Annotated in this window: 11 protein-coding genes; 8 read left to right on the forward strand and 3 right to left on the reverse strand. The window is 71.1% G+C overall.

From position 1 onward, the window contains the following. Positions 1-290: 290 nt before the first annotated feature. The 4 genes from ABZ532_RS01465 to ABZ532_RS01480 all read left to right on the forward strand — a co-directional run bounded on the left by ABZ532_RS01465 (position 291) and on the right by ABZ532_RS01480 (position 6059). A complete protein-coding gene (locus ABZ532_RS01465) occupies positions 291-833 on the forward strand; it encodes a carbonic anhydrase (RefSeq protein ID WP_361278364.1) in 543 nt (180 codons plus the stop codon). 206 nt (positions 834-1039) lie between these two features. Then, the gene (locus tag ABZ532_RS01470; RefSeq protein WP_361278366.1) at positions 1040-2092 is read left to right on the forward strand and encodes a MoxR family ATPase; all 1053 of its coding nucleotides are present in this window, start codon (positions 1040-1042) and stop codon (positions 2090-2092) included. Then, entirely contained in the window at positions 2092-3510 is a 1419-nt protein-coding gene (locus ABZ532_RS01475) for a DUF58 domain-containing protein (RefSeq protein WP_361278368.1), read from the forward strand. The genes ABZ532_RS01470 and ABZ532_RS01475 overlap by 1 nt, the downstream gene beginning before the upstream one ends. Next, positions 3507-6059: a DUF3488 and transglutaminase-like domain-containing protein gene (locus ABZ532_RS01480; protein WP_361278371.1), complete on the forward strand. Its 2553-nt coding sequence runs from the start codon at positions 3507-3509 to the stop codon at positions 6057-6059. The genes ABZ532_RS01475 and ABZ532_RS01480 overlap by 4 nt, the downstream gene beginning before the upstream one ends. 513 nt (positions 6060-6572) lie before the next feature. Here the strand turns inward: ABZ532_RS01480 and ABZ532_RS01485 are convergent. From ABZ532_RS01485 to ABZ532_RS01495, 3 genes are all read right to left on the reverse strand, one after another. Then, positions 6573-6962, reverse strand: coding sequence for a DUF3040 domain-containing protein (locus ABZ532_RS01485; protein ID WP_338676176.1), 390 nt, complete (start codon positions 6960-6962; stop codon positions 6573-6575). A gap of 271 nt (positions 6963-7233) precedes the next feature. After that, positions 7234-8010 carry a methyltransferase gene (locus ABZ532_RS01490; RefSeq protein WP_361278665.1) on the reverse strand — a complete coding sequence of 259 codons (777 nt, stop codon included), beginning with the start codon at positions 8008-8010 and terminating at the stop codon, positions 7234-7236. A 184-nt stretch (positions 8011-8194) separates the two neighbouring features. Next, positions 8195-8821, reverse strand: coding sequence for an SAV_6107 family HEPN domain-containing protein (locus tag ABZ532_RS01495; protein WP_361278373.1), 627 nt, complete (start codon positions 8819-8821; stop codon positions 8195-8197). Between the two features lie 162 nt (positions 8822-8983). On the opposite strand from ABZ532_RS01495, the gene ABZ532_RS01500 reads away from it, so the two are divergent. The 4 genes from ABZ532_RS01500 to ABZ532_RS01515 all read left to right on the forward strand — a co-directional run bounded on the left by ABZ532_RS01500 (position 8984) and on the right by ABZ532_RS01515 (position 13995). Continuing rightward, entirely contained in the window at positions 8984-9811 is an 828-nt protein-coding gene (locus tag ABZ532_RS01500) for a PP2C family protein-serine/threonine phosphatase (RefSeq protein WP_361278376.1), read from the forward strand. A 53-nt stretch (positions 9812-9864) separates the two neighbouring features. Next, the gene (locus ABZ532_RS01505) at positions 9865-10854 is read left to right on the forward strand and encodes an MASE1 domain-containing protein (protein ID WP_361278378.1); all 990 of its coding nucleotides are present in this window, start codon (positions 9865-9867) and stop codon (positions 10852-10854) included. An 89-nt stretch (positions 10855-10943) separates the two neighbouring features. Next, complete coding sequence (locus ABZ532_RS01510; protein ID WP_361278380.1) at positions 10944-11936, forward strand: ATP-binding cassette domain-containing protein; 993 nt, start codon at positions 10944-10946, stop codon at positions 11934-11936. After that, positions 11908-13995, forward strand: coding sequence for a YhgE/Pip domain-containing protein (locus ABZ532_RS01515; RefSeq protein WP_361278382.1), 2088 nt, complete (start codon positions 11908-11910; stop codon positions 13993-13995). Before ABZ532_RS01510 ends, ABZ532_RS01515 begins: the two co-directional genes overlap by 29 nt.

Genomic DNA, 13995 nt, shown 5'->3' on the forward strand with positions numbered 1-13995 from the left:
ACGCGGGAAAATCATGGAAATGTACAGGACGCGTCCACGTCCGTGGCCGTGGCCGCGGGCTGGACACTCCGCGTCACTTTAGTCCACTGGACGGGCCGGTCAATCAACCGGCTGGCGCGTCGCACGGCCGGCCGGACGGGCCGTCCATGATCGGAACGCTTCACTCGTACGGGCTCGGCGGGCTCCCACCTGTGGGTTACCTCACAGCACGGTTCATTGACGCTCTTTGTCGCTCTTCGTCCAGCTCTCATGGCGGGCCCGGACAGGCTGCGGCCAGTACCGTCATAGCCATGTCGACCTCTGCGCACCCACCCGCCGAAGCCGCTGTCGAGAGCGGCACCGTCACCGACCGGCTCGTCGCGGCGAACGAGCGATATGCCTCGGGGTTCAGCGACCCGGGTATGGACGCACGCCCCGTGCTGGGCGTGGCGGTGGTGGCGTGCATGGACGCACGCCTCGACCTGCACAAGGCCCTCGGCCTGAACCTCGGCGACTGCCACACCATCCGCAACGCCGGCGGCGTGGTCACGGACGATGTGATCCGCTCACTCACCATCAGCCAGCGTGCCCTCGGCACCCGCAGCGTGATACTCATCCACCACACCAACTGCGGCCTGGAGAAGCTGACCGAGGACTTCCGGCACGAGCTGGAGGACGAGGTCGGGCAGCGGCCGTCCTGGGCGGTGGAGGCTTTCCGCGACGTCGACCAGGATGTACGGCAGTCCATGCAGCGGGTGCGCACATCGCCGTTCCTCCTGCACAAGGACAATGTGCGGGGTTTCGTCTTCGACGTCACGAGCGGGCTGCTGAGGGAGATCGACCCGGCTGAATGAACCGGCGGCGCGGACCGTAGTACGTCATACGCGGCGAGTACGGCGTGCGTCCCAGTTATCCACAGGCGAGTGACACGAAGCGGCAGCGGCAACAAGAATGCGGGAGTGACACCACGGCGGCGGCTGCCGGGTGTGGTGTCCGTATTTCGGGGTGGGCCGTGCCGTTCGCAGCGCATCGGCCCATGGAAAGGGCCGAGGAGGGCCGGGTGACGACCTATGACGATCGAGCGAGCCTCACAGATCTGACCGCAACGGCGGAGCGTGTCAGCAGGTCGGTCGAGGGTGTGATCGAGGGCAAGCCCGAGGTCGTACGGCTTTCGCTGACCGTGCTGCTCGCCGAGGGGCATCTGCTCATCGAGGATGTGCCGGGCGTGGGCAAGACCATGCTGGCGAAAACGCTGGCGCGGTCCATCGACTGTTCGGTGCGGCGTATCCAGTTCACGCCGGACCTGCTGCCGTCGGACATCACGGGTGTGTCGATCTACGACCAGCAGCGGCGTGACTTCGAGTTCAAGCCCGGGGCGATCTTCGCGCAGATCGTGATCGGCGACGAGATCAACCGCGCGTCGCCGAAGACCCAGTCGGCGCTGCTGGAGTCCATGGAGGAGCGGCAGGTCACCATCGACGGGCAGACGTATGAACTGCCCAGCCCGTTCATGGTGGTGGCCACGCAGAACCCGGTGGAGATGGAGGGCACCTATCCGCTGCCCGAGGCGCAGCGGGACCGCTTCATGGCGCGGGTGTCGATGGGGTATCCGACCCCCGAGGCCGAGCTTCAGATGCTGGACGTGCACGGCGGGGTGTCACCGCTCGACGACCTCCAGCCGGTGGCCCACGCCCACGACATCGTGAAACTGATCGACGCGGTGCGCACGGTCCATGTCGCCGAGTCGGTGCGGCGCTACGCGGTGGAGCTGGTCGCCGCGACCCGCAACCACCCCGACCTCAGACTCGGTGCGTCGCCGCGTGCCACCCTGCATCTGCTGCGGGCCGCGAAGGCTTCCGCGGCGCTGTCCGGCCGGGACTACGTACTGCCGGACGACGTGCAGTCGCTCGCCGTGCCGGTGCTGGCGCACCGGCTGCTGGCGACCGCCCAGGCGCAGCTCAACCGCCGTACGGCCGAGCAGGTCGTCCTGGAGATCCTGGCCCGGATTCCGGTGCCCACCTCGGGCAACGACAGCGGCTACGGCGGCGTGACGCGGCCTTCCCCGTCCGGCGGGCTCTACGGCCACCAGCAGCCCGGGGCCCGGCGGCTGTGATGGTGTCGGGGAGCCCTGCGGCCATCGGTGGCCCTTCCCCGGAGGGTGAGGACAAGAGCGGTCTGCGGGCGGCTCTCGGCGGGCTGACCACACGCGGCCGGTCCTTCCTCGCGGCCGGTATCGCCGCTGCGGTCTGCGCGTATGTGCTGGGACAGAGCGATCTGCTCCGGGTCGGGCTGCTACTCGCGGTGCTTCCGCTGATCTGCACCGCCGTGCTGTACCGCACGCGCTACCGGGTCGCGGCGACCCGCAGGCTGTCCCCTCCGCGGGTACCTGCCGGGTCGGAGGCACGGGTGCATCTGCGGATGGACAACGTGTCGCGGATGCCAACCGGCCTGCTGATGCTCCAGGACCATGTGCCGTACGTGCTCGGCCCGCGGCCGCGTTTCGTGCTGGACCGGGTGGAGCCCGGCGGGCGTCGCGAGGTGTCCTACCGGGTCCGTTCGGATCTGCGGGGGCGCTATCCGCTGGGGCCGTTGCAGCTCCGGCTGAGCGATCCGTTCGGGATGTGCGAGCTGACCCGCTCGTTCAGCGCGTCCGACCTGCTCACCGTGATACCGCGGACCGAGCCCCTGCCGCCGGTGCGGCTTGCGGGCGAGGCCGCCGGGCACGGGGACGGACGGCAGCGGTCGCTGGCTCTCGCGGGCGACGACGACATCATCCCGCGCGCGTACCGGCACGGCGACGATCTCCGCCGGGTGCACTGGCGTTCCACGGCGCGCTACGGCGAGCTGATGGTCCGCCGTGAGGAGCAGCCCCAGCGGACCAGGTGCACGGTGCTGCTGGATACCCGTGGCCTCGCCTACCAGGGCGCGGGTCCTGACTCGGCCTTCGAGTGGGCGGTCTCGGCGACGGCGTCGGTGCTGGTGCACATGCTGGAGCGGGGCTTCGCGGTGCGGCTGCTGACCGACACCGGGAGTTCGGTGCCCGGTGCGGGCTCCGAGGGATACGCCGGGGGCACGCAGAACTCCGCGGACTCAGCGGGATTGATGCTGGACACCCTCGCGGTCGTGGACCATTCGGACGGTGCGGGTCTGTCCCGGGCGTACGACGTGCTGCGGAGTGGTAACGAAGGCCTGCTGGTCGCCTTCTTCGGGGATCTCGACGAGGAACAGGCGGCGATCGCCGCCCGGATGCGGCAGCGCTGCGGCGCCGCGGTGGCGTTCGTCCTGGACAGCGGCACCTGGCTGACGGGCGGCGCGGTGCCGGGTGCGATCGAGGAGCGGCTGCGCGGGCTGCGTGAGTCGGGGTGGACCACGGTGGCCGTGCCGGCCGGTGCGGCGCTGCCCGAGCTGTGGCGTCTTGCGGCCGGAGAGCGGCCGGTATCGGATTCCGCGGCTGCTCCGGGTGGTACGTCGGCCGACTCGTCCCGTGGTTCGAGCGTGAGTGCGAGCGGCTTTTCGGGGGGACGTTCATGAGCGGTCGCACGAGACTGGCCCTGTGCGCCTACGCCGCCACGGTGATGGCGTCGGGCGCCCTGATGCCGCTGGTCGATCCGGCGACCTGGATCGTGCTGGCGGCGCTGCTGGTGGCCGTGCAGAGCGGGGTCGGCGCACTGACCCGGCGGGTGCCGCTGGCCCGGCCGCTGACGGTGGCCGTGCAGGCGGTCGTGGCGCTGCTGCTGCTCACGCTGTGCTTCGCCCGGGAGCAGGCGCTGCTGGGACTGATCCCGGGGCCGGACGCCTGGGTGCACTTCAGCGATCTGCTGACGTCCGGCGTCCAGGATGTCGGACGCTACGCGGCGCCCGCGCCGGCCACCGACGGGATCAGGCTGATGCTGGTCGGCGGGGTGCTGCTGATCGGTCTCCTGGTGGACGCGCTCGCGGTCACCTTCCGCAGTGCGGCCCCGGCCGGTCTGCCGCTGCTGGCGCTGTACTCGGTGGCCGCTGCGCTGTCCGGTGGTGATGCGAGCTGGCTGTGGTTCCTCCTGGCGGCGGTGGGCTATCTGCTGCTGCTGCTCGCGGAGGGCAGGGACCGTCTGTCGCAGTGGGGCCGGGTCTTCGGCGGTGCGCCGGGAGCATCGGGCGCCGGGACGGGAGGCTTCGAGCTGGGCGGCGGCGGGCCGCAGGCGCCGGTGCGCACCGGCCGCAGGATCGGTGCGCTCGCACTCGCGGTCGCGCTGGCCGTCCCGGTCGTGCTTCCCTCCCTGAACGGCGGACTGCTGGGAGGAGCGGGCAACGGGCCCGGTGCGGGCGGTGGGCGCGGCGGCACGATCAACGCGGTCAACCCGGTGGTGACTCTTCAGGACACGCTCAACCAGCCCGGGCTGAGCGAGTGGCTGAAGTACAAGACCAACGCGGACGACACCAACGGGATGTATCTGCGGCTGCTCGCGCTGAACCAGTTCGACGGGGACTCCTGGAAGTTCTCCCAGCGTTCGGTGACCGACATCCCCGGCGAGCTGCCCCGGCCCGAGGGGCTCAGCGACTCCGTGGCCACGACGGAGGTCCGTACCAGCATCTCCGTCGCCGGTTCCTACCAGCAGGGCTGGCTGCCGATGCCGTATCCCGCGACGAAGGTGGAGGTCGGCGGGAAGTGGCGGTTCGACCCAGCGCGCCGGACGATCATCGGCGACCACGGTCAGACCACGAGCGGACTTCAGTACAACGTCACCAGTCTCCAGGTGAAGCCGACCCGTGAACAGCTCGCCGAAGCTCCCAGGGCTCCCGCGGAGCTGCTGAAGGAATACACCCAGGTGCCGGCGCAGCTCCCCGCCGATGTGCGGGAGACCGCGGTGCAGGTGACCAAGGGCGCCACGAGCGACTACGAGCGGGCGGTGAAGCTCCAGGACTGGTTCGCGTCGAAGGGCGGCTTCACCTATTCGACCCGGGTGCAGTCGGGCGGAGGCGCGGAGGGCATCTCGCGGTTCCTGAAGAGCAAGGAGGGCTTCTGCGTCCACTTCTCGTTCTCGATGGCCGCGATGGCACGGACGCTGGGCATCCCGGCACGGGTCGCGGTGGGCTTCACTCCTGGTTCGCCGGTGGCGGACGGGGCCGTGTCGGTCACCAACCGCGATGCCCATGCCTGGCCTGAGCTGTACTTCGAGGGCGCCGGTTGGACCCGGTTCGAGCCCACCCCTACGCGGGGCAGCGCGCCTGACTACACCAGGGCGCAGGCGCCGTCCGACACGCCCAGCGCTCCGGCACAGCCCGAGGCGAGCAGCTCGGCGGCGGCGTCGACCGCCCCGTCCAGCTCGTCGAGCTGCGCGGCCGGGGACCTGCGGCTCGGGGACTGCGGGGCCGCGGCGCCCCAGGACACAGCGGGGGCCGCGGACCAGGGTCCGTCGCTCCAGGCGGTCCTGGGGTGGGGCCTCGCCGGTGTCGCGATCGTGCTCGTGCCGCTGCTGCCGATGCTGTGGCGGATGCGGGTGCGGGCGCGCCGGCTCGGCTCGGACCGGCATGTCCGCACGGGAGGAAAGGCCGGTGGACGGGCTCCGGGGTCTTCGGATGAGCCACTCGTGGAGCCGGACGCGAGATCGACGGCCACGCAGGACGGGCCCGGCGACAGCGTGGATGCCTCCGCGCGTGTGCTGGCCGCCTGGCGGGAGATCTGCGACTCGGCCTGGGACCACGGCATCCCACCGGACGATTCACAGACGCCGCGCAGGGCGGCGGCGCGGATCGTCCGGCTCGGGCAGCTCGACGACAACACGGTCGGCGGTGCCGACGGCGCCACCGACGCCGTTCACCGGGTGGCCAGGGCAGTGGAGCAGGTGCTGTATGCGCCGGTCCCGGGTCCGGCGACCGGACTGGTGGAGGATGTGCGGCGAGTCCGCTCGGGGCTGTCCGCCCGGTCGAGCCGGGTCGGGCGCCTTCGCGCCCTGCTGCTGCCGCGCTCGTCCGCGCGGGTCATGTGGGCGTTGTCCGGCCAGTGGTCCGCGGCCGCGGACCGGTGGGCAGCCGCCCGTGACCGTGTCCTGGCCCCGGTCACGGACCGCCTCCGCCGCCTCGCACGTCAGCGCGGCTAGGCCGGGTGTGAGAACTGGCGCCGTCCGCCCGGAGGGCGGGGCTCGCGGCGTCTGGTGCGTGCCATCGCGAGGCGGTGGGGGCTCCCACCGAAGGTCGGGGGACGGTCCTCGTCCCGGGTGTACCGGGACGCTCTCGACAACGCGGCGAGTGTGCGTGCTGGGGGCACCTCCCAGGCGGAGTTCTGGGGAGTCGCGAGCCAGGCGGTAGTGCTCACACACGGCCCGGGGGGCGTAGGTGCACTCCTGGGTCCTGCCCGGACGATCTGGCTTCGAGGGGCCCGAGAAGATCGCCCGGGCAGCACACGGACCCTGGGGTGGGCCCAGCAGCACACTGTCCGGGCCCGCGCAGAGTCTGCTGCGCCGTAGGAGTGGGCGCACTGCGCCGAACGGGTGAGGGGTGACCGCTGAAACGCGGTCACCCCTCAGTCGTATGTGGTTTTCGCGTAGCCGGTTTTCCGGTCGGGACGCCGTGGGCGGCGTCCGGCGGCGACGATCAGGAATTGGCGGGAGGCCTCAGTGGCCCTGCTCATCGCGGCGGCGCTGCCACCGCTGCTCGATCCGGTCCATGACGGACCGGCGCTGCCTGGGCTGCCGACGCGCTTGCTGCGCCCCGGGGCCCTGCTCGCCCGGCTTCGGCGCCTTGCGCCAGCCGGTGACTGCGAGGACCGCACAACCGAGCATGACGAGAAAGCCCACCACACTGATCCAGATCACTGTGGTGACCATTCCGGCCATGAGGAGCGCGATACCCACCAGGAAGCCGGCGATCGCCTGGTAGACCCGTCGCCGGGTGTACGTACGCAGCCCGCTTCCCTCGAGCGCTGTCGCGAACTTGGGATCTTCGGCGTACAGCGCTCGCTCCATCTGCTCGAGCATTCTCTGCTCGTGCTCTGAGAGCGGCACGGAGTCCTCCTAGTCGTCGGTCGCTGGGGCGACCGGTAAACGGCCCTTTCAGGATAGGCAGGGAATCACCCCCGTGAAACCCGCCCAGTGCCCAATTCGCTGCTACAGGGCCGTCATGGCGGCCCGACTGCTGAAGCGTTGATTCCCCAGCCGCCGATCCGTCATGCCGGACGATGTCCCCCGATCATACGGGGCCGACGCCCCGAAAGGGGGATGAGTGACGTACTCCGTCTGCGGCTGCCGTGCTGATCAGCGGGGGCGGAGCCCCGCGTCAGCCGTGCTTCTCGCCCAGGACGTGGAGCTGAGTGGCGACCGCGTGGAAGGCGGGCAGCTCGGCCGCGGCCTCCTCCAGCTTCAGCAGGGCCTCGACGGCCCCGGGCTCGGTGTCCACGAGAACACCGGGCACCAGGTCGGCGAAGACCCGCACTCCGTGCACGGCGCCGACCTTCATCCCGGCCGCCGCGACGAGGTCGGCGAGCTGCTCGGCGGTGAAGCGGCGCGGCACGGGGTCGCCCTCGCCCCAGCGGCCGGCCGGATCGCCGAGAGCGTGCCGGGCCTCGGTGAAGTGTCCGGCCAGCGCCCTGGCCAGGACGGCTCCACCCAGGCCGGCGGCGAGCAGACTGAGCGAGCCGCCCGGGCGCAGGGCCTCCGCCGTGTTGCGCACGCCCTCCGCGGGGTCGTCGACGTACTCCAGCACACCGTGGCAGAGCACGATGTCGAAGCCACCGCGGTCGACCACGTCGAAGAGGCCGTGGACATCGCCCTGGACTCCGCGCACCTGGTCGGCGACACCGGCTTCGGCGGCCCGGCGCTCCAGCGCGAACAGGGCGTTGGGGCTGGGGTCGACCACCGTGACCCGGTGACCGAGGAGGGCGGCGGGCACCGCGAAGTTGCCGGAGCCGCCGCCGGTGTCCAGGACGTCCAGCGCGCCCCTCCCGCTCTCCCTGGTGCGGCGGTCGAGGGCGTCCTTGACGACATCCCAGACCACGGCGGTACGGAGGGAGGCCCGGGAGGGGCTGCCCTCGGTGCGGGGCCGCTGGGGGCGCATCTGGTCCGGCACGGCAGTTGACTCCTCGGCGCGGTGCCGCCCCGCGGGGCGGGGCGGGTGACGTGGCAGGCTGGGCCGGACCTGAGAAATCCCGCCTGGCTCGACGGGCGGCGCTGGTTCCTGGAACACGGCACGGTTCTCATGCACGGCCTTCCCACCCTATTGCCTCAGCCCTGCCTCCCCGTCACCCCACGGCATTCCCCGTACCACCCCGGCCGGAGGCGCTCTCCCCCGCCACTGACCCGGGCTCCCCGGCTCCGGTGGCCTCAGGCCCGGTGGCCCCGGGCTCGGCCCTGGCGGCCGGCAGCACCGGCTGGAGCACCAGCATCCGTTCGACGAGCCGGAGGAACATGGCTGCGTCACGCAGCAGATCGTCGGCGTCGCGTGCACTTGCGGCACCCTGGATACCCGCCTCCGCACGCGCCCTGCGTGCCGCGCCGGAGGCGAAGAGCGCGCTCCACTCGGTGAGCTCCGGGGTTGTCTCCGGGAGCACCTCCCAGGCGGACCGTATCCGGGCCCGGCGCCGCGCACTGGTCTCGGGACGGCCGCGGACGGCGAGCACGGCCGCCGCGGTGCGCAGGGCGGCGAGGTGGGCGGTGGCATAGCGTTCGTTGGGGGTGGGCAGTCCGGCGGCTTCTTCAAGGCCGGCACGGGCCTGGGCGAGCAGTTCGACAGCGGCCGGCGGCGCGGATGCGCGCCGCATGACCGGGTGGATGTCGCTCGCGGGGCCTCTCTGCGAGGACCCGGGCAGTGAGGGGGCAGGGCCGTCTGTGCGGAGCCGCCGTGCGGCGGCGGCGTGGGAGCTGGCCATGACGAACCTCCTGTCGTCGTGTTACGGCATCGTGGCCGTATGTGTCCATGGTGGACGGCGCCACTGACAATCGGCCTGACCTGCACTTTCGCCTGTGGAGGTGAGGTATGGCGACGGCAGCTAAGGTGAGTGGGGGGCTCAGGTGGGACCTTCGGAGCGGTCATGCGGGGACATCACTCGGACCCGCCCGACGACGCGCAGCAGCTCCTGCTGACCCTCGGGCGCCTCGTCGACCAGGCCGTGGAGCGGATCAAGCTCCAGCGGGCCAGGGTCGAGCTCGCGATGGCGCTCCAGCGACATATGCTCCCGCCCGAGCTTCCGAAGCTCCCCGGTGTGCAAATCGCGGCCCGCTACGCGCCCTCGCGGGACGGACTCGCCGTGGGAGGCGACTGGTACGACGCGTTCCTGATGCTGGACGGATCGCTCGGGCTCGCCATCGGGGACGTACAGGGCCACGACGCCGAGGCCGTCGCGTTCATGGGCCAGGTCCGGACCAGCCTGCGGGCGCTCGCCGAGGCGACGAGCGATCCCAGTGAGGTGCTGAGCCGGACCAATGACCTGCTGATCTCCATGGGCTTCGGCCTCTTCGCGACCTGCTGCTTCCTGCGCTTCGACCCGGTCAGCAGAAACCTCACCGTGTCCCGCGCCGGGCACGTCCCGATGGTGTGGGCCGCTGCCAGTGGCCATTCGGGTATCGCCCTGGACCGCGGCGGCCCCCCGCTCGGCATCGTCCCGGGAGAGCGCTATCCGGTGACGCACCGGCGGCTCACCGAGGCCGGAGTGCTCGTGCTGATCACCGACGGCGTGGTGGAGGGGCCGGACTACCCGATGGAGGCCGGGCTGGCCGAGGTGGTCAGGCTGGTGCGTGCGGGGTTCGACGCCGACCCCGATGTGCTCGCCTCCGCCGTGATCAAGGTGGCGGAGCTGACCGGCCACCGTGACGACGCCGCCGTGCTGGTCGCCCGGTACGACGGCCCCTGTGAGCGCTGACCGCCCCGGCTGTCCGACTCGCCGTGCCGCGGGCGGCGGCGCAGACTGCTGTGGTGCACAAGGAGGAGGTCCGGGACCACGGGATCGCGGTGCTGTGGATTCTCGCTGTCGCCGCCGTCTACTACGGATCCGCTGAACTGGGCCTCCTCCAGCAACTGGTGCGGGGTCAGGTCACTCCCCTGTGGCCGCCGACCGGGCTCGCCCTGGCCGCACTGCTGCTGCTCGGGTTGCGTGTGTGGCCCGGAATCGCGCTGGGCGCCTTCCTGGCCAACGTGTCCATCGGCCCCTCGCCCCTCGCCGTCCTGGTCATCGTCGCCGGGAACACCCTGGCCCCTGTGGTCGCCTACCTCCTGCTGCGCCGTGCGGGCTTCCGCTCCGAGCTCGACCGGCTGCGCGACGGGCTGCTCCTGGTGTTCCTCGGCGCGCTGACCGGGATGCTGATCAGCTCCACGGTGGGCAGCAGTGTGCTGATGCTGTCCGGGGCGGTGACCCCGGGCGCCTTCTGGCCCACGTGGTCGGTGTGGTGGACGGGGGACGCCATGGGCGTGCTGGTGGTCACACCGTTCCTGCTGGTGCTGCGCAGACTGCGGTGGCCGGTGCGGGCCCGACCGGCCCGCTGGGTGGAGGCGGTGGCGCTGACGCTCTGCGCCATCGCGGCCACGTTGCTGGCGACGCAGTCCCGCAGCTCCTCGCTGCTGTTCCTGGTGTTCCCCGTGCTGATCTGGGCGGCGTTCAGATTCCAGCTGGCCGGCGCGGCGCCCTGCGCTCTCGGCGTCTCGACGCTGGCCATCCTCGCGGCGACCCGGCAGGCAGGCCCGTTCGCGGATCAGGACCTTTTCGCCAGTATGGTCACGCTCCAGGCCTTCAACGGCTCCACCGCGCTGGTGGCCCTGCTGCTCGCGGCGGTCATCGCCGAGCGGAACGAGACCCATGAGGAGATCAAACGGGTCTGCAGGCGGCTGGAGGAGATGGTCGCGCACATCGAGCCCGGTAGCCCGGGGAGCACAGGAAACCCTGGTAGTCCTGGTGACCGGGACGGGTGAACGGGCCCTGTCGGCAGCTGATTTGTTTCCGCGGTGATCCCGCGCTAGCTTTTGGACTGACCAGTCAGTCTAAAAGTTGGAGGGGGTCCGTGGAAACGCACGGGGCGGCCGTCACCGCCGAGAACTTCGGGCTCAAGGGCCCACGCGGCTGGGCCTTCCGGGGGATGGACGTCAAGGCCGCGCCGGGATCGCTGATCGCGGTCGAAGGCCCGTCCGCCTCAGGCCGCACGTGTCTGCTTCTCGCCCTCACCGGCAGGATGAAACCGTCGGAGGGGCACGCCGAGATCGGCGGGCTGCGGCTGCCCGGCAAGATGTCCGCCGTACGCCAGGTCACCGCCCTGGGACCCGTCCAGGGTGTCAGTGAGCTCGACCCCTCCCTCACCGTCGCCGAGCACCTCCGGGAGCGGGCGATGCTCGAGCGGCGGTACGAAGGCTCACTGCGGGCCCTGCTGCGTCCGCGCCGTGAGCAGCGGGCAGCGGCCCTCAGCCGGGTCGAGGAGGCGCTGAAGGCCGCGGGCCTCGTTGTGGAGACACTGCCGAAGGGGGACCGCACGTCCGTGCGGGACCTGGAGCGCCTGGAAGCCCTGCGCCTGTCGATCGCGCTCGCGCTGATCGGGCGGCCGCGGCTGCTGGCTGTCGACGATGTCGACCTCAAGCTCTCCGAAGCGGACCGGGCCGAGGCCTGGGCGCTGCTGCGGGGCATCGCCGCGCAGGGCACGACGGTCCTCGCTGCGTGCAGCCACGCTCCTGGTGACGCGGTGCTGATCCGTACGGAGACGAAGCCGGCCGAGGCGACCGGTGAGGCCGGCACGACCCCTGAGGACGCCCGCACGGCCGACGGCGACACCGCTGCCACCGGCGCGGACGCCGACCTCGAGACCACCGGAACGACCGGGACCACGGGGGCGACCGGCACCACAGGGGCCACCGGGGCCACCAGAACGACCAAGTCCACCGGAACGGCCGATCCGACCGAGGCCGCCGAGGACACCAAGAACGCCGAGACCACCGGCACCGTCGAGGGCACCGGGGACACCAAGGAGGGGGCTGACGATGCGCTCGCCGAAACTGGCCGCGCTTGAGCTGAAGCGGTTCGGCAGGGGGAAACTGCCGATGGCCGCACTGGTATCGGTGCTCCTGCTGCCGCTGCTCTACGGCGCCCTTTACCTGGCGTCGTTCTGGGACCCCTACAGCCGTCTCGACCGGATACCCGTGGCTCTCGTCAACGACGACAAGGGCGCCACCGTCTCGGGCAAGAAGCTCACCGCGGGTGACGAGATCACCCAAGGGCTGCTCGAGAGCAAGGTCTTCGAGTGGCACCAGGTGCGCGATTCCGAGGCCCGCAAGGGCGTGGAGGACGGAACGTACTACCTCTCGCTGACCATGCCGTCCGACTTCAGCGAGCGCATCGCCTCCAGCTCCGGTGACTCCCCGGAGACCGGCGCCCTGCAGGTGCGTACCAACGACGCGAACAACTACGTCGTCGGCCAGATATCCCGGTCGGTCTTCTCCGAGGTGCGCAAGTCCGCGTCGCAGAACGCCTCCCGGTCCATCCTCGACAAGATCTTCATCTCCTTCTCCGACATCCATGACGCGACGGAGAAGGCCGCCGACGGCGCGGACAAGCTCAAGGGCGGCATCGGCCAGGCCAAGGAAGGCTCCAAGGACCTCGCCGACGGCCTCGAGAACGCCAAGGACGGCAGCGGAAAGCTCAAGGGCGGCATCGGCCGCCTCAACGAGGGAGCGGGCGACCTGGAGAAGGGTGCCCGGAAGGTCGCTGGCGGCACGCAGAAGCTGGCCGACCAGGTCAACGGCATCTCCGACGCCATCCAGCCGTACTTCAAGGACAACGGCAAGATGATCGGGGACACCGCGCGCCTTGCCGATGACGCGGCCCGGGCGACGCAGCGGCACCTGGACGATCTCGTGAAACGGGCTCCCGCGGCCGCCGCCGGATCACGGAAGGCCGCGGACGCCCTGGCGGGGTACTACGAGGAGCGCTGCGAGGACGCGCTGCTGCCCGACAAGCGCCTGTGCGATGTCCTGGGGCACGCCAAGACGGACGCCGAGGATGTCGCCGAGATCGCCGCCGACCTCAACGAGCTGCTCAAGGACAACGACAGCGACCTGAAGACGCTGGACAAGCAGCTCGACACCTTGCAGACCCAGGCGAAGGACCTCGCCAAGCGCTCCCCGCACCTGGACGAGGATGTGGCGAAGGCCGTCCGCGACATCAACCGGCTCAACTCCGGAGCGCAGCAGGTCGCCAAGGGGGCGGACCGGATCCACAGCGGTCTTGCAGGGGCGCAGACCGGCTCCGCCAAACTCGACACCGGGGTCGGCCGGCTGTGGACCGGTGCCCAGGACCTCGACGGCGGGATGTTCAAGCTGGTCGACGGCTCGACAGAGCTCGCCGGGGGACTCAGCGACGGCGTGGACAAGATTCCCGACTACGACAAGACCGAGCGCGACCGCCGTACCGAGGTCATGTCCGACCCCGTCCAGCTCGCGTCCCAGTCACTGCACAAGGCGTCCAACTACGGTACCGGCTTCGCCCCCTACTTCATCCCGCTCTCCCTGTGGGTGGGTGCGATGGTCGCGTACATGCTGATCCAGCCGCTCAACCGGCGCGCGCTCGCCGCCGGATCCCCGGCCTGGCGCATCGCCCTCGCGGGCTGGCTCCCGGTCGCCGCGATCGGACTGCTCCAGGTCGGCGCCCTGATGTCCGTGCTCCACTGGGGGCTCGGTCTCGAAATGGCCCACGCGGCAGGCACGATCGGGTTCCTGGCGCTGACGGTGCTCTGCTTCGCCGCGATCATCCAGTGGCTCAACGCCCGATTCGGCGCGGCGGGCCGGATCCTCGTACTCGCCCTGCTGATGCTCCAGCTCACCTCGGCCGGAGGCACCTACCCGGTCCAGACCAGCCCCGGCTTCTTCAACACCGTCCACCCCTATCTGCCGATGACCTATGTCGTCGAGTCGCTGCGCCGGCTGATCACGGGCGGCGGGATCGGCTCCGTCTGGGGCGCGTGCGCCGTGCTGCTCGCCTTCACCATCGGGGCGCTGGCGCTCACCGCGCTCGCCGCGCGGAACAAGCAGGTGTGGACGTTCGACCGCCTCCATCCCGAGCTGAGCATGTGA

The sequence above is a fragment of the Streptomyces sp. NPDC019396 genome (assembly GCF_040632375.1).
Taxonomy (GTDB): Bacteria; Actinomycetota; Actinomycetes; order Streptomycetales; family Streptomycetaceae; genus Streptomyces.

Excerpts from the sequence above, each read along its gene's own strand:
- ABZ532_RS01465 (WP_361278364.1), top strand. The coding sequence starts at position 291 with ATGTCGACCTCTGCGCACCCACCCGCCGAAGCCGCTGTCGAGAGCGGC.
- ABZ532_RS01475 (WP_361278368.1), top strand. The coding sequence starts at position 2,092 with ATGGTGTCGGGGAGCCCTGCGGCCATCGGTGGCCCTTCCCCGGAGGGT.
- ABZ532_RS01480 (WP_361278371.1), top strand. The coding sequence starts at position 3,507 with ATGAGCGGTCGCACGAGACTGGCCCTGTGCGCCTACGCCGCCACGGTG.
- ABZ532_RS01490 (WP_361278665.1), bottom strand. The coding sequence starts at position 8,010 with ATGCGCCCCCAGCGGCCCCGCACCGAGGGCAGCCCCTCCCGGGCCTCC.
- ABZ532_RS01495 (WP_361278373.1), bottom strand. The coding sequence starts at position 8,821 with ATGGCCAGCTCCCACGCCGCCGCCGCACGGCGGCTCCGCACAGACGGC.
- ABZ532_RS01500 (WP_361278376.1), top strand. The coding sequence starts at position 8,984 with ATGCGGGGACATCACTCGGACCCGCCCGACGACGCGCAGCAGCTCCTG.
- ABZ532_RS01515 (WP_361278382.1), top strand. The coding sequence starts at position 11,908 with ATGCGCTCGCCGAAACTGGCCGCGCTTGAGCTGAAGCGGTTCGGCAGG.